The organism is Pseudomonas sp. MTM4, assembly GCF_019355055.1.
In the GTDB taxonomy this organism is placed as follows: domain Bacteria; phylum Pseudomonadota; class Gammaproteobacteria; order Pseudomonadales; family Pseudomonadaceae; genus Stutzerimonas.
In genome coordinates this window covers 2,690,084-2,708,424 of record NZ_CP048411.1, presented here as the reverse complement: position 1 = coordinate 2,708,424, position 18,341 = coordinate 2,690,084, and the positions used below count along the sequence as shown (strand labels likewise).

The following is an 18,341-nucleotide window of genomic DNA, read 5'->3' as shown; positions in this document are numbered from 1 at the left end:
TCCGGCCAATGCCGTTAAACGCTGGGTCATGCATGATCGGCATAACGATGATGTGACGCCGTTTCGCTCTGGAGCGTTATTGCGACGCACGATCGGACCTTTCCCACGCCTGCCAGGAGCCGGCATGAACATCGAAACGAAATGGCTGGAAGACTTCGTCACTCTGGCGGCAACGCGAAGTTTTTCCCAAGCGGCCGAGCGGCGCTTCGTGACCCAGCCGGCGTTCAGCCGCCGCATTCGCAGTCTCGAGAATAGCCTCGGCATCACACTGGTGAACCGCACGCGAACGCCGATCGAGTTGACCGAGGCCGGTCAGCTGTTTCTGATCACTGCACGTAGCCTGGTCGAACAGCTCGGCGAGGTGCTGCGTCACCTGCATCACCTGGAAGGCCAGCAGGGCGAGGTGCTGCAGGTTTCGGCGGCACACTCGCTGGCGCTTGGGTTTTTTCCACAATGGATTGCCGGCCTGCGTGAGCTGGGCCTGAGCCCCAGCACCCGCCTGATGGCGACCAATGTGGGCGAAGCGGTGCACGCCCTGCGCGAAGGTGCCTGTGACCTGATGCTGGCTTATCACGATCCCGACGCCGCGCTGCAGCTGGATGCGGACATCTTCCCCTCCCAGCACTTGGCCAACAGCGAGATGTTGCCGATCTGCGCCGTCGATAGGCAGGGCAGCCCGTTATTCGACCTGAACAGTGGCCAGAGCGTGCCGCTACTGGCCTACAGTGCCGGCGCGTTTCTCGGTCGCTCGGTCAACGGCCTGCTGCGCCAGCGCCGGCTGCGCTACACCACGGTGTACGAAACCGCCATGGCCGACAGCCTGAAAAGCATGGCTTTGCAAGGCCTCGGCGTAGCCTGGGTGCCGCGCCTGAGCATCACCGCCGAACTGCAGCGCGGCGAATTGGTGGAGTGCGCCGACGAAACCTGGCGCCTGCCGCTGGAAATCCGCCTGTATCGCTGCGCGCTGGTGCGCAAGGCGGCGGTGCGGCTGCTGTGGCGCCGGTTGGAGGGTGGCGGGTAGCGACGAGATTTGTGTCGCAGTTCTGTCAGCGACCATTCATGCGGCATTGGCGAGCGGCTGGAGCGTGCAGTCAGGCCCGCCGCCATAGGCGTCGTTTTGGTAGCTCGGGCCAGTTCACCGACTTGTTCACACAACGCACGATGCCCCCGGCACCCAGGCGCAGCGTCCAGCGCTGTGCCACAGTAGCTTCCTGTCCCGGCTGTCGATGCACCAGCAGCAGGTTGTAGTCGTGCTGCTTTTCGATGGTGTGCGCCTGGATGGCCACTGGCTGGTCCTCTGCTTCCTTCCACTCGAACAGTTGCTGATGGCTGGCCTGGATCATTGCGCACAGCGGCTCGCAATCGAGGATAAGGCGTTCCTGGAGCTCGTCCTGTACCAGCGCCGCCTTTTCCAGGTGCAGCCATGAGCGGTACCAGACGATCTGCCGCTCCTCGTTGGTGGCCCACTTGCCGGAATGCTCGCGCACGGCCTTGCTCAGCTCGGACAGCTTGCGGTAGTCGAGCCAGACCAGCTGCTGGGCCATGGACGCCTGGGTGTAGGGCATTAGCAGACGGATCTTCCAGCGCGGCTTGCCCTTGCGCAGCCAGCGCGTGACGGTGTCGATCAGGTCGTCGCGCAGCAGGTCGCGCACCGCGTAAACCAGCGCGATACCCACCAGCAGCGCCAGGGACATTTTCTGACTGGCGTCGCGCACGTTGAACAGAAAGTATGTGAACAGCGACATGATCAGCATGGTGGAAGCCGCCTTCACCAGCTTGCGGGTACCGGCGCCCAGCTCGGTGAGCTTCTGGCGCAGCACCACCGGGTACTCCAGCAGCCGTAAATAAAGGCTCATGCGGTTCCAGACGCGGGTCGGTGCCCCCTGGAAGTCGCTGAGATAGTCACGTTCGGCGCGGTAGCGGCGTTCTTGATGGAGGAATTCGTGCACCGCCTGTTGCAGCTCTTCGTCGAGGTCCGCGTAGCCTTCCAGGGTCATGCTTTCCAGCAGGAACTGTTCCGCGAGCCAGGAAAAATAGATATCCACCTGGCGAAAGTAGCGCGATTGCTTGCTCTGCTTCGGCTCGGCCTTGCGCAGGCGCTGGGCGTAGTTCTGGCTGAGCCGCAGGGCACGTGCCAGCGGCTCGGCTGTCGCCTTGCCCTGCAACTGCTGACGCAGGCGATCCAAAGACGCCTGGAACTGGAAGAACGAGGCCCCATGCATGATTTCGTAGTGCGGCGACAGCAGCGAATAGGAGGTATCCAGCTTGCTGGCCCGGTCCTGGGCCGGCAGGCCCAGCAGCCGAAAGCGGTGGGTCAGGGCGCTGTGAAAGAACTGCTCTTCGGTCAGGGCGCGGGTGGAAAAGGTGGTCTCATGGGGGGTGAACAGGTACAGCTCGACCTGATGACGCCCCGGCTTGGTCAGCGTACGGCTCAATTGCAGGCGAAAATCGCCCTGGCGCTTCAATGAGAACACGGCACCTCCGATACGGTACGCGAGGAGCATACCAAGCCTGGCCGGAAGCAGCGCTGGCTATCATGAGGGCTTGCCTGCCAGCGTTCGGGGCGGGGCTCGTCATTGTCGTGGCAGGCGTGCGGTGTTCCGCTTAGTGACATTCGTTACGGCATCGAAGATGAGCGGCCTTCATGCAGCCGTCCGGCTGTCAAGCCGCAGGCGCGACATGCGTGGCTTTCCGGTATAATGCCGCGCCTTCGAACCAGCGCCTTCGCTGGTTTGCCCTGCATGCAAGCCACGCTCCCAGTGCGTGGCTTGTCGTTTTTGTAGCGCTGCGCAGCGCACGACGAGAGGCACGACGATGACCGCACTGGTAGGCGTGATCATGGGCTCCAAGTCCGATTGGTCCACCCTCAGCCACACCGCCGAGATGCTGGAAAAACTCGGCATTCCGCATGAAGTCACCGTGGTGTCCGCACACCGCACGCCCGATCTACTGTTCCAGTACGCCGAGCAGGCGGAAGAACGGGGGCTACGGGTGATCATTGCCGGTGCCGGCGGCGCGGCGCATCTGCCAGGCATGTGCGCGGCCAAGACTCATCTGCCGGTGCTGGGCGTACCGGTGCAATCGTCGATGCTCTCGGGTGTCGACTCGCTGCTGTCCATCGTGCAGATGCCCGCTGGCGTGCCGGTCGCGACCCTGGCCATCGGCAAGGCGGGCGCGGTCAACGCCGCTTTATTGTCGGCGAGCATCATCGGTCACGAATTCCCTGAATATCACGTTGCGTTGAAGAAATTCCGCGACGAACAAACCCAGACCGTGCTCGATAATCCGGATCCGAGGAACGCATAAATGAAGATCGGCGTGATCGGTGGCGGCCAGCTCGGCCGCATGCTCGCCCTGGCAGGAACGCCGCTGGGCATGAACTTCGCCTTTCTCGATCCGGCGCCGGACGCCTGCGCCGCGGCGCTCGGCGAGCACCTGCGTGCCGACTATGGCGATCAGGATCACCTGCGTCAGCTGGCCGATGAAGTGGATCTGGTGACCTTCGAGTTCGAGAGCGTGCCCGCCGAGACCGTGGCCTTCCTCTCGCAGTTCGTGCCGGTCTATCCGAGCGCCGATGCGCTGCGTATCGCCCGTGATCGCTGGTTCGAGAAGTCGATGTTCAAGGACCTTGGCATCCCTACGCCGGCCTTCGCCGATATCCAGTCCCAAGCCGATCTCGATGCCGCCGCGGCCAGCATCGGCCTGCCGGCCGTGCTCAAGACGCGCACCCTGGGCTATGACGGCAAGGGCCAGAAGGTGCTGCGCAAACAGTCCGACGTCAGCAGTGCTTTTGCCGAGCTGGGCAGCGTGCCGTGCATTCTGGAAGGCTTCGTGCCGTTCAGCGGTGAGGTGTCGTTGATCGCCGTGCGCGCTCGCGACGGCGAGACCTGTTTCTATCCGCTGGTCCACAACACTCACGAAGACGGCATCCTGCGGTTGTCGGTGGCCAGCAGCAATCATCCACTGCAGTCGCTGGCCGAGGATTACGTCGGGCGGGTGCTGACAGAGCTGGATTATGTCGGCGTGCTGGCCTTCGAGTTCTTCGAGGTGGACGGCGGCCTCAAGGCCAACGAGATAGCGCCGCGCGTGCACAACTCCGGTCACTGGACCATCGAAGGCGCCGAGTGCAGCCAGTTCGAGAATCACCTGCGTGCGGTGGCCGGCTTGCCGCTGGGCTCGACGGCGAAACTGGGCGAAAGCGCCATGCTCAACTTCATCGGCGAAGTGCCGCCAGTGGCGAAGGTCATCGCGGTCGAGGACTGCCACCTGCATCACTATGGCAAGGCGTTCAAGGTCGGACGCAAAGTCGGTCACGCAACGTTGCGCTGCCCGGACCGCGCCACGCTTGATCGGCAGATCACCGCGGTCGAGTCGCTGATCGACCGCGACTGATCACCGGCCGTCTGGCCTGGGGTATTCAGTGGCGAACTGCCTAGCCCCTCTCCGGTCCGAAGATACGTAACGCGTATTTTTCGGACCTGAGGGAGACTGCCAATGGGCATCATCGGAACCATCATCATCGGCCTGATCGTGGGCCTCATCGCACGCTTCCTGAAGCCCGGCAACGACAGCATGGGCTGGATCATGACCATCCTGCTGGGTATCGGCGGTTCGCTGCTCGCCACCTATGGCGGCCAAGCGCTCGGCCTGTACGAGGCTGGCGAAGGTGCCGGCTTTATCGGCGCGGTGGTCGGTGCGATCATCCTGCTGGTGATCTATGGCATGGTGACCAGCCGTAAACACTGATTCGTCCGGGGCCGCGCTTCGGGCGGCCCCGATTTCACTACCCCTCGGTTCTCATGCGCTCGATCATCCTGCCTCTTTTGCTGTGCGTCTCAACCCTCGTTCAAGCGGCTCCGGACGAACTCGACTGGCTCGAACTGATGCCGGCCGAGGACCGCAAGGCATTGGAGGAGATGCCAGAGATCGAGCACGACTCTCCTGAGACCGATGGCTTCAGCGATCAGGGTGGGCTCAAGCAAGGGCGCGGCTTACCCGAGGTAATGTATTCGGCTAAGACAGTGCCATCACTGAACGGCCAGCAGATCCGCCTCGGCGGTTATCCAGTGCCGCTGGAAACCGACAGCAGGGGCCGCAGCACCGAGTTCTTTCTGGTGCCTTATCCGGGTGCTTGCATTCACGTTCCGCCGCCGCCACCCAATCAGATCGTGTTGGTTCGCTATCCGGCCGGCATCATGCTGGAAGACATCTATGCGCCCCTTTGGGTGGACGGCATGCTGCAGATCGAGCCGGTCAGCAATGATCTGGCCGATGCGGCATACGCGCTGACTGCCGCAAACGTGGCGTTGGTGGACGAGAGCGACTTTTGAACGAGGCCAATGCCAGTGACTGTGAATCAGGGGCAACGCCAGGCTTTTCGCGAACTCGCCGCAGATACCGAGGGTATTGATGTCGAGGTGTACCAGCGCTTCGGTAAAGACCCGCTCGAACCCATCATCGGCCTGGGCGACGCCGATGCGCCGATCGCCTTCTTCGGTCGTGATCCGGGACGGGAGGAAGTTCGCCATGGCGAGCCGTTCATCGGCAGCGGCGGGCAACTGGTGCGCAAGGTGCTCTACCGGCATCTGCATGGCGAAGACATGCCGGACTTCGAAGCCGGGCGTACGCTCAGTGAAAGATTCTTTTGGATCAACACCGTGCCGTACAAGCCGGTCGGCAACAAGGCCTGGTCGATGAAGGTCAAGCGCCGCTTTCTTCCGCAGATGCGCCAGTTGCTCATCGAAAGCTGGCACGGCGAAGCGATCATCACGCTAGGCCGCGAGGCCTTCCTCTGGTTCGGTATCGATCAGCCCGCCGAGGTACGCCAGCGTCTCGAGCAGTTCTGGCAGAGCGAGGGCCGTTTCAGCGCTTCCGTCGAGGTCGAGCTGCAGGCGGCGGACGGTGCGAAGCGCGCCTTCAGGCTCTATCCCTTGCCGCATCCGTCGCCGCTGAACCAGACGTGGTTCAAGCGGTTTCCGGCATTGCTCGAAGAGCGGCTGGTACTGCTGGATCCCGACCCGCGGCAGACGTAGGGTGCGCTCTGCGCTCTGCGCACCGAGATATCGAGATCAAGAACTCGTTAGCTGAGCGGGGTTACCACTGAGCTCAGCTTTCGGTGCGCGGAGCGCACCCTACGAAGAGCGCCGGTAGTGGGCGCATCCAATGCTAAAAAACGGTAGACCCCTAGAGTGATTCGCTGCTGATGGAGACTGCGAGGGTGTGGCTGTCGCCTGCTTCGAGGCGTACCCGGTCGTCCATCGCATTGGCAGTTTCGATGCAGGCCATCCGCTGCCAGGCATCGTCGGCGAACTGTGACAGGCGCTGCGCCTTGGCGATCCAGGGATTCCACAGCACGGCCGAGCGCGAACCCTGGGTTTGTAGAGTAATCCGGCGATTCAGCAGCGGGTCGCTCAGGCTCAGCGTAGGCGGTAGGTCCAGGTAGATGCGGTCTGTCTCGCCCTCGTAGCGCAGCTCGCCCTGCTGCTGGCGATGCTGCCAGTTTTCCAGGGTGTCGATATAGCGAGCGCCATCCAGGCCTTCCACGGACACCTGATGGATATCGCCAACGGCAAAATAGGTGTGCAGCGCCTGGCTGAGAGCGACGGGCTGAGCGCCCAGATTGCGGCTGATCAGTGCGATATGCAGGCGCTCGTCGAGGCGGATCTGCAGCGTCAGTTCGACCCTGTGGGGCCAGCCGGGCAGCGCTCCCTGGGCTTGCGGGCAAACGAATTCGAGGACGGCGGTGCCGCCTTCGCAGCGCTGTTGCTCCAGCTGCCAGTCCAGGCCGCGAACCAGTCCGTGGAAGGGTGCTTCGGCTTCGCCCTGATACATCGCTTGCACATCTTCGGGGTTGCGCCCCAGATCGCCGAACCAGGGCCAGCATATCGGCACGCCGCCGCGTACCGACTGGCCTTGCTGGAAGGCCGCTTCCTCGCTGAGCCAGATGAGGGGCGGCGCATCGCCCTGGCGGTAGCTGAGTATCTGCGCGCCCTGTTCGGCGATCAGCAGTTCGTCGTCGCCACGGCGGATGCGCCAGCAGGCGAGCTGGTCCTTTTCGATGCGTTGAATATCGACTGACATGGGCGATCTCGTGGTTGGTTCAGGTGTCCGTCTGACCGCACGGATAGGACAGGATTCAGCTGCGAAAGCCTCTTCGCTCCGTAGGCGAAGAGGCATGTATCGAGATCAGCGCCCCTGGCAGGCATCCACCCGCAGCCAGCGCTCGAGCAGCTTGAAGCCCTGCATCAGCACGAAGGCGATAACCAGATAGATCAGGCCGGCGGTGAGGAACATTTCCTCATGCATATAGGTGCGTGCGGCGATCTTGCGTGCCATGCCGGTCAGTTCCAGCAAGGTGATGGTGCTGGCCAGGGCGCTGGCCTTGAGCATCAGAATCACCTCGTTGCTGTAGGCCGGCAGGCCAATGCGTGCGGCGCGAGGCAGGATGATGTGCCAAAGGGCCTGGGGGCGAGACATGCCCAGCGCCCGCGCGGCTTCGACCTCGCCTGCCGGCACGTTCTGGATCGCGCCCCGCAGGATTTCGGCGATATAGGCGGCGGTATGTAGCGTCATGGTGATGATCGCGCACCAGTAAGGATCACGCAGATACGGCCAGAGCACACTCTGGCGCACGGCCTCGAACTGCGCCATGCCGTAATAGACGAGAAACAGCTGCACCAGCAACGGCGTGCCACGGAAGAAGAAGATGTACCCGTAAGGCAGTGCCCGCACCGCAAGCATGCGCGAGGACCGTGCGATGCCCAGCGGCAACGCGAGAATCAGCCCGGCGATGACCGAAACGCCGACCAGCTGCAGAGTAAGCCAGGCGCCTTCGAGAAAGTCTGGCAGCCACTTGATGAATAATTCCCAGCTCATGCCGCGCTCCTGACAAAGCCGCGTCCGGCACGTTTTTCGAGAAAGTACATGCCGGTCATGGCGATGACAGTCAAGCCGAGGTAGATGAAGGCGGCGACCACGAAGAAGGTAAAGGGCTCCTTGCTGGCGGTCACGGCGATCTGGGAGCTACGCATGATCTCTTCCAGGCCGATCACCGATACCAGCGCAGTGTCTTTCATCAGGATCATGAACAGGTTACCCAGGCCGGGCAGGGCCAGGCGCCACATCTGCGGCAGGATCAAGCGCATGAAGATCCGCCGCTTGCCCAGGCCCAGCGCCAGTCCCGCTTCGCGATGACCCTTGGGAATGGCCAGCAATGCGCCACGGAAGACCTCGGTGGCATAAGCGCCAAAGCAAAGGCCGAGGGCGATGGTGCCGGCGACGAAGGGACTGAGTGCGAGATTTTCGATACCAAAGATCTCACCGATGCCGCGTACCAAGCCGATGGTGCCGAAATAGATCAGCAGTACCCAGAGCAGTTCGGGGATGCCGCGTACGATGGTGGAGTAAGTGCCGCCAATCCAGCGCAGCGTCGCGAACGGAGAGGTCTTGGCGAGTGCACCAAGCAGCCCTAGCACAAGGCCGAGGGCCAGCGCCGCGAGGGCCAGCTGAATGGTCATCCAGGTGCCAGCGATCAGCGCCGGACCGAATCCATGAAGGTCGGGAATCATATGGGCTCAAACACCAAAGCCCGACCTACCAGATCTGGCGGTCGGGCTTCGGTTCAGACGGATCAGTAAATGTTGAAGGGGAAGTACTTGGCGTTGAGTTTCTCGTAAGTGCCGTCAGCGATGATTTCCGCCAGCGCCTTGTTCAGCTTCTCACGCAGTTCATCGTTGCCCTTGCGCACGGCCATGGCGATCTTGTCGTCATCGAATACCGGCTCGCCCTTGAATTCGAAGTCCTTGCCGGCATCGCTCTTGAGCCATTCCCACTGCACGAAGGAGTCGGCGAGGATGCCGTCGACGCGGCCGGAGGCCAGGTCGAGATAGGCGTTTTCCTGGGTGTCGTAGAGCTTGATGTCGACCACGTCGTCCATGTTGTCTTCCAGCCAGGTGCCGGCGATGGTTGCGCGCTGGGCACCGATCACTTTGCCGTCCAGGTAGTCCTTGTCGGTCTTGAAGTCCACCGACTTGGGCGCCACGAACTGCAGCTTGTTGGTGTAGTAGTGGTCGGTGAAATCGACAGCGTTCTTGCGTTCCTCGGTGACCGACATGGAGGCGGCGAGGAAGTCGAATTTGCCGGCGTTCAGCGCGGGAATGATGCCATCCCAATCGGAGGTCACTACTTCGCACTCGACTTCCATCTTGGCGCAGAGCGCGTGGGCGATGTCCAGATCGAAGCCGACCACCTGGCCGCTGGCGTCGATCAGGTTGAAGGGCGGGTAGGCGCCTTCGGTGCCGATGCGTAGCTTGTCGGCGGCAAAGGCATTGGCGCCGAGCATCAGGGTGGCGGCGGCAGTCAGCAGAATCTTCTTATAGCTTTTCATGCGGTGTTGCTCCATTAGCGATGACTGGACATGAACTGTTTACAGCGTGCCGATTGGGGGTTGTCGAACACCTGCTCCGGCGTTCCTTGCTCTTCGACCAGGCCCTGATGGAGGAAGACCACCTCACTGGATACCTGTTTGGCGAAGTTCATTTCATGGGTGACCAGCAGCATGGTGCGACCCTCTTCGGCCAGCGACCGAATCACTGCAAGCACTTCTTGTACCATTTCCGGATCGAGTGCCGAGGTCGGCTCGTCGAACAGGATCACCTGCGGCTGCATCGCCAGGGTGCGCGCAATCGCAGCCCGTTGCTGTTGGCCACCGGAAAGCTGGTTTGGATAGACGTGGCGTTTGTCGGCGATGCCGACCTTGGCCAGCAGCGCCTCAGCCACTTCGGTGGCTTCGGCCTTGCTCTGGCCGAGCACCCGGCGCGGTGCCTCGATGATGTTGTCGAGCACGCTCATGTGCGGCCAGAGGTTGAAATTCTGGAATACGAAACCGAGCTTGCTGCGCATCCGGTTGATCTGTTTGGCGTCTGCCGCAACCAGGTCGCCGTCTTTGGCGCGCTTGAGGTGCAGCTGTTCCCCGGCGACGAGAATTTCGCCTTCGTTGGGGTTTTCCAGCAGATTGATGCAGCGCAAGAACGTCGACTTTCCGGAGCCGGATGAGCCGAGGATAGAAATCACATCGCCGTCGCGCGCAGTCAACGAGATGCCCTTGAGTACTTCCAGATCGCCGTAACGCTTGTGCAGGTTGCGAATTTCCAGGGCGGGTATGGCCTCGGCCATTGAGCTTCCTCTTCTCGGACCAGCGCTGTGCCTGGTCTTTTCTGTGTAAATTGCGCTCCGGCCGACTGCTCGCCCTCCTGGCGAGGCGCAAACCTAGCATGGGCCGGGTCATGCGCCAAGCGTGGCGCCGTCGCCGGAACGGTGACCGTTTGGTCGCAGCCTTCCGGGTGGCAAGGCGAATGGCCCTGTATCTATATAGATGAACTTCCCCTGTTTTGCCGCGTCACGGGGTGGGTTTCGGCGCGTCGGGCTCGTTGCTGAGCATCTCGTCGTGTTCGCCCATCTTCCAGGGCAGGCTGCCGGGCGAGATATGCAGGAAGTTCAGGTACTTCTCGAACTGGTCGAGGATGTCGCTGATGATGTCCTGTTGGTCGTAGCCGTAGACGTCGTAGGACTGACCGCCGCGACGCAGGAAGACCTCGGCGCGGTAGTACTGCTCGTCGGTGTCTGGATCCTCGGTGAGCACGAAGGACGGCATGGCATAGCCCACCAGGCGAATCTCATAGATGAAATCGACCTGATCCTCCTTGAGGACCTCCAGATAGACCCGCGAATTGTGCTCGTCGGTATGTACCTCGGCGGGCCAGTCCTGTTCGGCCAGCGCGCGCTGCACCCGGCGCATACCCTTGAGCACGCTGGTGGCGATGAAGTTTTCCGATTCCTCGCGGCTGGGAAAGTTGACCAGTCCGGCCAGACGCTTTTTCCACAAGCCCGGCCCGGCATTGCTGGCCAGCCGGCTGCCGTGCATGTGGCTTTGCAGGCTGACCTCGTGGTGACCTTCGATCACAAGTGCACGCCACATACCCAGGGCGGCGATGATCATGATGATGGCGAACGGCAGCGCACTGGTGATCGCCATGGTCTGCAGGGCGCTCAGGCCACCGGCGACCAGCAGCGCGATGGCGACGAAGCCTGCCGTGGTTGCCCAGAACACCCTTTGCCAGACCGGCGTTTGCCCTACGCCGCCAGCGGCCAGCGAGTCGATCACCAGCGCGCCAGAGTCGGCCGAAGTGACGAAGAAGGTGGCAATCAGCACCACAGCGATGAACGAGGTGATGGCGCTTAGCGGCAGGCGTTCGAAGAGCTGGAACAAGGCGATAGAGTGGTCGCTCTGCACCTGGCCGATCAGCTCGGTGTAGCCTTCGACCATGATCAGGTGCAGCGCGGTGTCGCCGAAAATCGAGAACCAGAGGAAGGTAAAGATCGTCGGCACGAACATCACGCCGAAGACGAACTGGCGGATGGTCCGGCCGCGGCTGATCTTGGCGATGAACAGGCCTACGAACGGCGACCAGGCGATGGTCCAGCCGAAGATGAACAGCGTCCAGTTGCCGATCCAGTCGCTACGGCTGTAGGCCTGTAGGTTGAAGGTGCGCTCGATGATGTTGTTCAGGTAGCTGCCAGTGTTCTGCAGGAAGGTTTCCAGAATGAAGATGGTCGGCCCCACGGCGAACACGAACAGCATCAGCGTGATCGCCAGGATCATGTTCAGCAGCGAGAGATTCTTGATGCCCTTGTCCATCCCGGCCACTACCGAGCAGGTGGCGAGCGCCGTGATCAACACGATGGCAATGACCTGCACCGTGGTACTGACAGGGATTTGTGGCCACAGGTAGTTCAGACCGGCATTGATCTGGGTGACCGACAGGCCGAGGGTGGTGGCGATGCCGAACAACGTGCCGAGAATTGCGAATACATCCACAACGTGCCCGATGGGGCCATGAATGCGTTCGCCGATGATCGGATACAGCGCCGATCGCATCGACAGCGGCAGGCCGTGGCGGAACGAGAAATAGGCCAGCACCAGCCCCGTCAGGCCGTAGATCGCCCAGATGTGAAAGCCCCAGTGAAAAAAAGCGATCTGCATCGCCTGCTTAGCGGCGTCCACCGTCTCCGGTGCGCCGGCCGGTGGCGTGGAAAAGTGCAGCACCGGCTCGGCGACGCCGAAGAACAGCAGTGCGATACCGTAGCCGGCGGAGAACAGCATGGCGAACCAGGCCGGGAAGCTGTACTGCGGCTCGGCATGATCCGGCCCAAGCTTGATGTTGCCCCATTTCGTCAGCGCGATGCCGACGACGAAGACCAGAAAGAAGGCCACCGCCAACATGTAGAACCAGCCGAACGAGCGGGTGATGAAGGCCAGCGTCGAGCTAAATACCTCACTTGCCAGTTCGGGGTTGCTGATCGTGCCGATCACCAGCAGCAGCGTTACGACAACGGCTGGGATGAACACCGGGAAAAGGATGACGGCTTTGGGAAGTTTCTTCTCTGCTTCCATATGTCCTTCTGTTCTTGGCTGATCGAGGGGAACGGAAACGCGCCGTGGCTCCGAAATGAAACTGCTGACTGAAGGGTAGACGGTGTTCGGCGGAGGATTGCTCACGCAAAAAACGAGATCGAGCCGAGTTTGTCCGGACGTATAACGTCCTGTGGCTACTCAGGCATCGTCAGGAGGCGGTTGCCGTCCGGGTTGTTTGAGCGCGTCGGGCGGCTCAGTAAGCCGGTTCCAGTTGATGGCGGCGCAGGATTTCCGACACGGTGCCGTCGGCAATAAGCGCGTCCAAGGCTCGCTCGAAGATTTGGAACTGCGCCTCGCTGATCCGCTTGCGCGACAGGCCAATGCCGTAGGAGACCGACGTCAGCTCGCCGGCTTCACGGAGCTCATCGAGCTGCTCCTCTTCGATCAGATGCCAGGCCACATCCTGGTTGAGAACAGCCAGGCCGCCTTCACCGAAGCGGCCTGACTTCAGCATGCGCAGCAGACGACGGTTACTGGCAGTCAGATGCACCTGCGCTCCGGCAACCGGTTCGAGGTGTTGAGAGAGGACATAAGACGTGCCGGATGGGCCGTAGACGCCGATCAACCGACCGGCTAGATCACCCGGCTGGCTGTATACGAAACCACTGTCCTTGCGAGCGAATACGGCGTAGCGCGAAGTGACCAGCATGCGGGTGATATGAAACGCGCGCTCGCGCTGGGGTGAGCGAACCACGGTGAAAATACCTTCGACTTCCCCGTCTTCGGCCAAGTGCAGGGCGCGCTGCCATGGATGGAGCACGATCGGGCAATCCAGGTCCAGGCGCGCGCAGACCACCTGCACGATTTCCGCCAGCGGGCCGCCCGCTATTTGTACTTCATCGTTGGTCTGGGCCGAGGAACCCGCAGCGCGGCTGAAAGGCGGGAAATCCTCGGTGACGAATCGCCACTCTTCGGCGCTCGTCTGGGTGGCGAGTGTGCACAACCCTATCAGTAGAATCGAAGGAAACATCCGCACTGCTTATGCTCCTGCCTGGTCGGCCATCCATAGCGTTTCAACCTGCGTAGTCGAGAGTATCCGTAGTTCCGCTGGTTCGCCAGTTCACCCGGGCTCACGACGACAACGCGGGGTGCAACGGCTCGATGCCGGTTCGGTTGTTTCGGCGGGTGCATGTGAAATAGGGAAGCGGCGTCGGACAGGCGCAGAGCCACGCGCGCTTGCGCAGACATATGGAAATTCATATATTCGGACATCCATATATTCAGGTGATTCTTCCGTGACGCCTCCTGCGCTGTTCAAATGTCTGTCCGATGAAACCCGCGTGCGGGCCGCTTTGCTTGTTATTCAAGAGGGTGAGCTTTGCGTTTGCGAGCTGGTCTGCGCCCTAAATGACAGCCAGCCCAAGATATCCCGGCATCTCGCACAGCTTCGCGCTTGCGGCCTGCTGGTGGATCGGCGCAAAGGGCAGTGGGTTTATTACAGTCTCAATCCGGACCTGCCGTCCTGGGTCCAAAAAATTCTCCAGACGACCCTGCAAGCCAATACCGAGTGGCTGAAGCAGGATCAAGCTCGTCTCGACCAAATGGGCGATCGCCCAGTTCGTGTCGCTTCTTGTTGCTGAGCCGGGAGCGCCAGTCGTCATGCTTATCGCAGCCGCCATCTTCATCGTTACCATCGTTCTGGTCATCTGGCAGCCCCGTGGACTCGGGGTCGGCTGGAGCGCGTCCCTGGGTGCGCTCGCCGCGCTGCTGGCCGGCGTCGTCACGCTGGCTGACATCCCCACCGTGTGGGGCATCGTCTGGAACGCCACGGCAACTTTCATCGCGATCATCGTCATCTGCCTGCTTCTCGATGAAGCCGGATTCTTCGAGTGGGCCGCGCTCCATGTCGCGCGCTGGGCCAAGGGGCAGGGGAGCCGCTTGTTTGCCTTTACGGTCCTTCTCGGCGCCGCCGTCTCGGCCGTATTCGCGAACGATGGCGCGGCGCTCATCCTGACGCCCATCGTGGTCTCGATGTTGGTCGCCTTGCGCTTTTCGGCGGCGTCCACGCTGGCCTTCGTCATGGCGGCCGGCTTCATCGCCGATACTGCCAGTTTGCCGCTGGTCGTCTCCAATCTGGTGAACATCGTGACGGCTGATTATTTCAATCTGGGCTTCAGCGAGTACGCGGCCGTCATGGTTCCCATCAATGCAGTCAGCGTGGCGGCGACGTTGGTCGTCCTCTGGTTGTTCTTTCGGCGTGACGTTCCGGCGACCTATGACCTGGCGCTGCTGAAGGCTCCCGACATGGCCATTCGCGACCGGGCTGCTTTTCGGGTCGGTTGGTGCGTGCTCGTCGCGCTTTTGGTCGGTCTGTTCGCGCTCGAGCCGCTGGGCATACCCATCAGTGCCGTTGCGGCGGCCTGCGCGGCCGTGCTGTTTGTCGTCGCTGCCCGTGGACACGTGATTTCGACCCGACGGGTGCTGCGAGAGGCTCCTTGGCAGGTGGTCATCTTCTCGCTGGGCATGTACCTCGTCGTCTACGGACTGAAGAACGAAGGCCTTACCGACTACCTGACCGCCGCGCTGAATCATCTCGCCGGCTACGGCATCTGGGGTGCTGCGCTGGGTGCCGGATTCCTGACGGCGGGCCTGTCTTCGGTCATGAACAACATGCCCACCGTGCTGGTCGGCGCCCTGTCGATCCAGGCGACGGATACGAGCGGCGTGGTGCGTGAGGCGATGATCTACGCCAACGTCATCGGCTGCGATCTGGGGCCGAAAATTACCCCCATCGGCAGCCTGGCGACGCTCCTGTGGCTGCATGTTCTGAGTCGAAAAGGCATCCGCGTGACCTGGGGTTATTACTTCAAGGTCGGTGTCGTTCTGACCCTGCCGGTGCTGTTTATCACCCTGTCCGCCTTGGCCATCAGGCTGAGCATCTGAAACCGCCGCAGCGCGGAGGAGAAGTCGTGAAAGTTCTGTTCATGTGTACGGCCAATAGCTGCCGAAGCATCCTGTCCGAGGCCATGTTCAACCACCTCGCACCGAGCGGGTTCGAGGCGGTGAGCGCCGGGAGTATCCCTAGGGGGCAGGTTCTGCCACGCACATTGGTAACACTCCGCGAGGCCGGGCTCTCGACCGAGGGGCTGAGCAGCAAGGGCAACGACGCGTTCGAGGACAGCCCTCCGGACATCGTCGTCACCGTTTGCGACAAGGCCGCAGGCGAGCCTTGCCCGGTCTACTTCGGTCCGGCCCTGAAAGCCCATTGGGGTCTGGAAGATCCGTCCGACGTAAAGGGCGATGAAGCGGAAATCAGCGCAGCCTTTCATGCCACCCTGGCGCGTATCGAGGCCCGATGCCGCGCATTCCTGGCGCTGCCCTTCGAGCAGTTGGGCCGGGACGAGCTGAAGCACGAACTCGACCGCATCGGCAATCTGCAGCCTGGAGAAGCGCCATGACCCATGACCTCCCTAATCTCGACGATGCGCTGGTGCGCAACGACGACACCGGAACACACAAGCCGCGCATCCTTCTCCTTTACGGATCGACCCGTCCCCGTTCCTTCAGTCGTCTGCTGGTCGAGGAGGCCGCCCGGCTGCTGGAGCGTTTCGGCGCCGAGACGCGCATCTTCAATCCGTCCGGGCTGCCGCTACCCGACGACGCACCGGTAGACCATCCCAAGGTGCAGGAGCTCTTGCAGCTCATGCAGTGGTCGGAAGGGCAGGTTTGGTGTTCGCCGGAGCGACACGGCGCGATGTCAGCGGTCTTCAAGGCGCAGATCGATTGGGTTCCGCTGGCAATGGGAGCGGTACGCCCAACGCAGGGCAAGACCCTGGCGGTCATGCAGGTCTGCGGCGGCTCGCAATCGTTCAATGCGGTCAACCAGCTCCGCGTTCTGGGGCGATGGATGCGGATGTTCACCATCCCCAACCAGTCGTCCGTCGCCAAGGCTTATCTGGAATTCGACGGCCAGGACCGGATGAAGGCATCGCCCTATTACGATCGAGTCGTGGATGTGATGGAGGAGCTGATGAAATTCACCATCCTGCTGCGGGACCGACCGGATCTTGTCGATCGGTATTCGGAGCGAAAGGAATCGGCCGAACAGCTCTCCAAGCGGGTCAATCAGCGATCCATCTGAATATGAGTGCCCACCGGCAGCAAGCTCGCCCGGCTCAGGGAAGCATTGTCTTACGTCCTTTGGGGTCCGGTGGTAGATGTAATGGCGCTTCGTGGCGCCATAAACGTCGTCGTGAACCCGCACGTGTACTCAGTCGGGGCGGAAAGCCACTCCAAAACGACAAAACCCCTGAGACCTCGCGGAATCAGGGGTTTACAAGTCATGGTGCCCAGGGACGGAATCGAACCGCCGACACGGGGATTTTCAATCCCCTGCTCTACCGACTGAGCTACCTGGGCAACGGGGCGCTATTAGACGGATTTGGCTTTTGCCTGTCAAGCGCGACTGAGAAAATATTTAGTCAGAACGGGCGTTTAGCGTTGTGACTGAATTTTGAAGCAAGTTCCGATTGCGATCGAAGACTGCGGGCAGCAGGCCAACGGAGCGCGCTTCCCGCTAAGGTGATCACTGACTCGGCGGTACGTAGCCTTCGGCCTGGGCGTAATCCTCGCCGGAAAAGAACTTGTCCATTTCGGCCTGCAGGAACTTACGATCTTCGGTGTTCATCATGTTCAGCCGACGCTCGTTGATCAGCATGGTCTGGTGCTTCTGCCAATCGTCCCAGGCCTTCTTCGACACGTTGTTGTAGATGTCTTCGCCCTTCGGGCCTGGGTACGGCGGGCGGTCGAGACCTGGAAGTTCTTCTTTGTACTTGCGGCAGTTCACGGTGCGGGTCATGACATCTCTCCTGCGTTCAATTCTGCGGCGGCGCGCTTGAGCAGCGTCTTCACCGGGGCGGCGAGCCCCAGTCGCGGCGGGGTCGCGAGGTTATACCAGAGCCAGTCCGCCTCGGCCACGGCGTTGGCCTCGGGCTTGACTCTGATCAGCCAAGGTTCGATGGCAAGCTGAAAATGGCTGAAGGTGTGGGTCAGGCCGGGCAGTTCTTGGTGCTGTTGCAACTGCAGTGCATGACGTTCGGCGAGCGGACCGAGCGCGGCCAGGTCTTCCAGTTCCGGCAAACTCCACAGCCCGCCCCAAAGGCCGGTCGACGGGCGGCGATAGAGCAGGATGGCCCCTTCATGGTTGGCCAGTAACGGCATCAAGGTGCGCTTTTGTGGCAGCGCCTTGCGCGGCTTGGGCGCCGGAAAATCTGTTTCGCGGCCGAGCAGATGGGCGCGGCAGCCAGGTTTCAGCGGGCAAAGCAGGCAACTGGGTTTGCTGCGCGTGCAGAGCGTCGCGCCCAGATCCATCATCGCCTGGGTGTAATGGTTGACGCGGGCGTGCGGCGTCAGGCGCTCGGCCACGTCCCAGAGTTTTCTGGCCACTTTCGGCTCGCCCGGATAGCCATCCTGCGCGACGTAGCGGGCCAGTACGCGCTTGACGTTACCGTCGAGTATCGGCGCTCGCAGCCCCATGCTCAGGCTGGCGATGGCGCCGGCGGTCGATCGCCCGATACCGGGAAGTTCGGCGAGCTGATCAACCGACTTTGGAAACTCGCCGCCATGCTCGGCGACGATCAGCTTGGCGGTCTTGTGCAGGTTGCGTGCGCGGCTGTAGTAGCCGAGCCCGGTCCACAGGTGCAGCACTTCGTCTTCCGCTGCACTGGCCAGGGCCTGCACCGTCGGCAGCGCGTCCATGAATCGGTCGAAATAGCCGAGCACGGTGCTGACCTGGGTCTGTTGCAGCATGATCTCCGACACCCAGACCCGGTACGGTGTGATGCCCTGTTGCCAGGGCAGATCCTTGCGGCCGTGGCGGTCGTACCAGTCGAGCACGGCCGCGCCGAAGTGTTCGTCACTCAACACGTGC

Annotated in this window: 20 protein-coding genes and 1 tRNA gene; 10 read left to right on the top strand and 11 right to left on the bottom strand. The window is 61.9% G+C overall.

Going from position 1 to position 18,341, the window contains the following annotated elements; translation table 11 throughout:
- Positions 1 to 124 precede the first annotated feature (124 nt).
- Positions 125 to 1,021 carry a LysR substrate-binding domain-containing protein gene (locus tag GYM54_RS12535; protein ID WP_197445314.1) on the top strand — a complete coding sequence of 299 codons (897 nt, stop codon included), beginning with the start codon at positions 125 to 127 and terminating at the stop codon, positions 1,019 to 1,021.
- Positions 1,022 to 1,091: 70 nt separating this feature from the next.
- On the opposite strand, the gene GYM54_RS12530 is transcribed toward GYM54_RS12535, so the two are convergent.
- Positions 1,092 to 2,474, bottom strand: coding sequence for a hypothetical protein (locus GYM54_RS12530; RefSeq protein ID WP_197445313.1), 1,383 nt, complete (start codon positions 2,472 to 2,474; stop codon positions 1,092 to 1,094).
- Positions 2,475 to 2,814: 340 nt separating this feature from the next.
- On the opposite strand from GYM54_RS12530, the gene purE reads away from it, so the two are divergent.
- The 5 genes from purE (at position 2,815) to GYM54_RS12505 (ending at position 6,032) form a co-directional block, all read left to right on the top strand.
- Positions 2,815 to 3,306 (top strand): 5-(carboxyamino)imidazole ribonucleotide mutase, encoded by a 492-nt coding sequence (gene purE, locus GYM54_RS12525; protein WP_131651286.1) that lies wholly within the window; start codon positions 2,815 to 2,817, stop codon positions 3,304 to 3,306.
- The gene (locus tag GYM54_RS12520) at positions 3,307 to 4,392 is read left to right on the top strand and encodes a 5-(carboxyamino)imidazole ribonucleotide synthase (RefSeq protein ID WP_181103137.1); all 1,086 of its coding nucleotides are present in this window, start codon (positions 3,307 to 3,309) and stop codon (positions 4,390 to 4,392) included.
- 102 nt (positions 4,393 to 4,494) lie between these two features.
- Positions 4,495 to 4,746: a GlsB/YeaQ/YmgE family stress response membrane protein gene (locus GYM54_RS12515; protein ID WP_025243550.1), complete on the top strand. Its 252-nt coding sequence runs from the start codon at positions 4,495 to 4,497 to the stop codon at positions 4,744 to 4,746.
- 53 nt (positions 4,747 to 4,799) lie between these two features.
- Positions 4,800 to 5,330: a DUF3299 domain-containing protein gene (locus tag GYM54_RS12510; protein ID WP_131651288.1), complete on the top strand. Its 531-nt coding sequence runs from the start codon at positions 4,800 to 4,802 to the stop codon at positions 5,328 to 5,330.
- Positions 5,331 to 5,345: 15 nt separating this feature from the next.
- On the top strand, positions 5,346 to 6,032 hold the full coding sequence (locus GYM54_RS12505; protein WP_374105169.1) for a uracil-DNA glycosylase family protein: 687 nt from the start codon (positions 5,346 to 5,348) through the stop codon (positions 6,030 to 6,032).
- Positions 6,033 to 6,183: 151 nt separating this feature from the next.
- On the opposite strand, the gene GYM54_RS12500 is transcribed toward GYM54_RS12505, so the two are convergent.
- The 7 genes from GYM54_RS12500 to GYM54_RS12470 form a co-directional block, all read right to left on the bottom strand.
- Positions 6,184 to 7,080, bottom strand: coding sequence for a D-hexose-6-phosphate mutarotase (locus GYM54_RS12500; RefSeq protein ID WP_197445311.1), 897 nt, complete (start codon positions 7,078 to 7,080; stop codon positions 6,184 to 6,186).
- Between the two features lie 105 nt (positions 7,081 to 7,185).
- A complete protein-coding gene (locus GYM54_RS12495) occupies positions 7,186 to 7,875 on the bottom strand; it encodes an ABC transporter permease (RefSeq protein WP_131651291.1) in 690 nt (229 codons plus the stop codon).
- Entirely contained in the window at positions 7,872 to 8,567 is a 696-nt protein-coding gene (locus GYM54_RS12490) for an ABC transporter permease (RefSeq protein ID WP_131651292.1), read from the bottom strand. Before GYM54_RS12490 ends, GYM54_RS12495 begins: the two co-directional genes overlap by 4 nt.
- 62 nt (positions 8,568 to 8,629) lie before the next feature.
- On the bottom strand, positions 8,630 to 9,385 hold the full coding sequence (locus GYM54_RS12485) for an ABC transporter substrate-binding protein (protein ID WP_197445310.1): 756 nt from the start codon (positions 9,383 to 9,385) through the stop codon (positions 8,630 to 8,632).
- A 14-nt stretch (positions 9,386 to 9,399) separates the two neighbouring features.
- Positions 9,400 to 10,173 carry an ABC transporter ATP-binding protein gene (locus tag GYM54_RS12480; RefSeq protein ID WP_131651294.1) on the bottom strand — a complete coding sequence of 258 codons (774 nt, stop codon included), beginning with the start codon at positions 10,171 to 10,173 and terminating at the stop codon, positions 9,400 to 9,402.
- 223 nt (positions 10,174 to 10,396) lie between these two features.
- Positions 10,397 to 12,451 (bottom strand): BCCT family transporter, encoded by a 2,055-nt coding sequence (locus GYM54_RS12475; protein ID WP_181103133.1) that lies wholly within the window; start codon positions 12,449 to 12,451, stop codon positions 10,397 to 10,399.
- Between the two features lie 214 nt (positions 12,452 to 12,665).
- The gene (locus tag GYM54_RS12470) at positions 12,666 to 13,442 is read right to left on the bottom strand and encodes an ABC transporter substrate-binding protein (RefSeq protein ID WP_197445309.1); all 777 of its coding nucleotides are present in this window, start codon (positions 13,440 to 13,442) and stop codon (positions 12,666 to 12,668) included.
- Between the two features lie 265 nt (positions 13,443 to 13,707).
- On the opposite strand from GYM54_RS12470, the gene GYM54_RS12465 reads away from it, so the two are divergent.
- Genes GYM54_RS12465 through arsH form a run of 4 tightly spaced genes read left to right on the top strand, consistent with a single transcriptional unit; the run spans position 13,708 to position 16,553 of the window.
- The gene (locus GYM54_RS12465; protein ID WP_181103129.1) at positions 13,708 to 14,052 is read left to right on the top strand and encodes a metalloregulator ArsR/SmtB family transcription factor; all 345 of its coding nucleotides are present in this window, start codon (positions 13,708 to 13,710) and stop codon (positions 14,050 to 14,052) included.
- 19 nt (positions 14,053 to 14,071) lie between these two features.
- The gene (locus GYM54_RS12460) at positions 14,072 to 15,355 is read left to right on the top strand and encodes an arsenic transporter (protein ID WP_197445308.1); all 1,284 of its coding nucleotides are present in this window, start codon (positions 14,072 to 14,074) and stop codon (positions 15,353 to 15,355) included.
- Between the two features lie 26 nt (positions 15,356 to 15,381).
- Complete coding sequence (locus tag GYM54_RS12455; RefSeq protein ID WP_181103124.1) at positions 15,382 to 15,870, top strand: arsenate reductase ArsC; 489 nt, start codon at positions 15,382 to 15,384, stop codon at positions 15,868 to 15,870.
- The gene (gene arsH, locus GYM54_RS12450; RefSeq protein ID WP_131651299.1) at positions 15,867 to 16,553 is read left to right on the top strand and encodes an arsenical resistance protein ArsH; all 687 of its coding nucleotides are present in this window, start codon (positions 15,867 to 15,869) and stop codon (positions 16,551 to 16,553) included. The genes GYM54_RS12455 and arsH overlap by 4 nt, the downstream gene beginning before the upstream one ends.
- Before the next feature lie 202 nt (positions 16,554 to 16,755).
- Here arsH and GYM54_RS12445 read toward each other — a convergent pair.
- The 3 genes from GYM54_RS12445 to mutY form a co-directional block, all read right to left on the bottom strand.
- Positions 16,756 to 16,831 (bottom strand) — tRNA-Phe (locus tag GYM54_RS12445).
- Between the two features lie 166 nt (positions 16,832 to 16,997).
- Positions 16,998 to 17,270 carry an oxidative damage protection protein gene (locus GYM54_RS12440; RefSeq protein WP_131651300.1) on the bottom strand — a complete coding sequence of 91 codons (273 nt, stop codon included), beginning with the start codon at positions 17,268 to 17,270 and terminating at the stop codon, positions 16,998 to 17,000.
- Positions 17,267 to 18,334, bottom strand: a complete 1,068-nt coding sequence (gene mutY, locus GYM54_RS12435) for an A/G-specific adenine glycosylase (RefSeq protein WP_197445377.1) — start codon at positions 18,332 to 18,334, stop codon at positions 17,267 to 17,269. Before mutY ends, GYM54_RS12440 begins: the two co-directional genes overlap by 4 nt.
- Between the last annotated feature and the right edge of the window lie 7 nt (positions 18,335 to 18,341).

Coding starts and splice junctions, on each gene's coding strand:
- GYM54_RS12490 (WP_131651292.1), bottom strand. CDS start 8,567: ATGATTCCCGACCTTCATGGATTCGGTCCGGCGCTGATCGCTGGCACC.
- GYM54_RS12480 (WP_131651294.1), bottom strand. CDS start 10,173: ATGGCCGAGGCCATACCCGCCCTGGAAATTCGCAACCTGCACAAGCGT.
- arsH (WP_131651299.1), top strand. CDS start 15,867: ATGACCCATGACCTCCCTAATCTCGACGATGCGCTGGTGCGCAACGAC.
- GYM54_RS12500 (WP_197445311.1), bottom strand. CDS start 7,080: ATGTCAGTCGATATTCAACGCATCGAAAAGGACCAGCTCGCCTGCTGG.
- purE (WP_131651286.1), top strand. CDS start 2,815: ATGACCGCACTGGTAGGCGTGATCATGGGCTCCAAGTCCGATTGGTCC.
- GYM54_RS12520 (WP_181103137.1), top strand. CDS start 3,307: ATGAAGATCGGCGTGATCGGTGGCGGCCAGCTCGGCCGCATGCTCGCC.
- GYM54_RS12440 (WP_131651300.1), bottom strand. CDS start 17,270: ATGACCCGCACCGTGAACTGCCGCAAGTACAAAGAAGAACTTCCAGGT.
- GYM54_RS12475 (WP_181103133.1), bottom strand. CDS start 12,451: ATGGAAGCAGAGAAGAAACTTCCCAAAGCCGTCATCCTTTTCCCGGTG.
- GYM54_RS12515 (WP_025243550.1), top strand. CDS start 4,495: ATGGGCATCATCGGAACCATCATCATCGGCCTGATCGTGGGCCTCATC.
- GYM54_RS12470 (WP_197445309.1), bottom strand. CDS start 13,442: ATGTTTCCTTCGATTCTACTGATAGGGTTGTGCACACTCGCCACCCAG.
- GYM54_RS12460 (WP_197445308.1), top strand. CDS start 14,072: ATGCTTATCGCAGCCGCCATCTTCATCGTTACCATCGTTCTGGTCATC.
- GYM54_RS12510 (WP_131651288.1), top strand. CDS start 4,800: ATGCGCTCGATCATCCTGCCTCTTTTGCTGTGCGTCTCAACCCTCGTT.
- GYM54_RS12535 (WP_197445314.1), top strand. CDS start 125: ATGAACATCGAAACGAAATGGCTGGAAGACTTCGTCACTCTGGCGGCA.
- GYM54_RS12495 (WP_131651291.1), bottom strand. CDS start 7,875: ATGAGCTGGGAATTATTCATCAAGTGGCTGCCAGACTTTCTCGAAGGC.
- GYM54_RS12485 (WP_197445310.1), bottom strand. CDS start 9,385: ATGAAAAGCTATAAGAAGATTCTGCTGACTGCCGCCGCCACCCTGATG.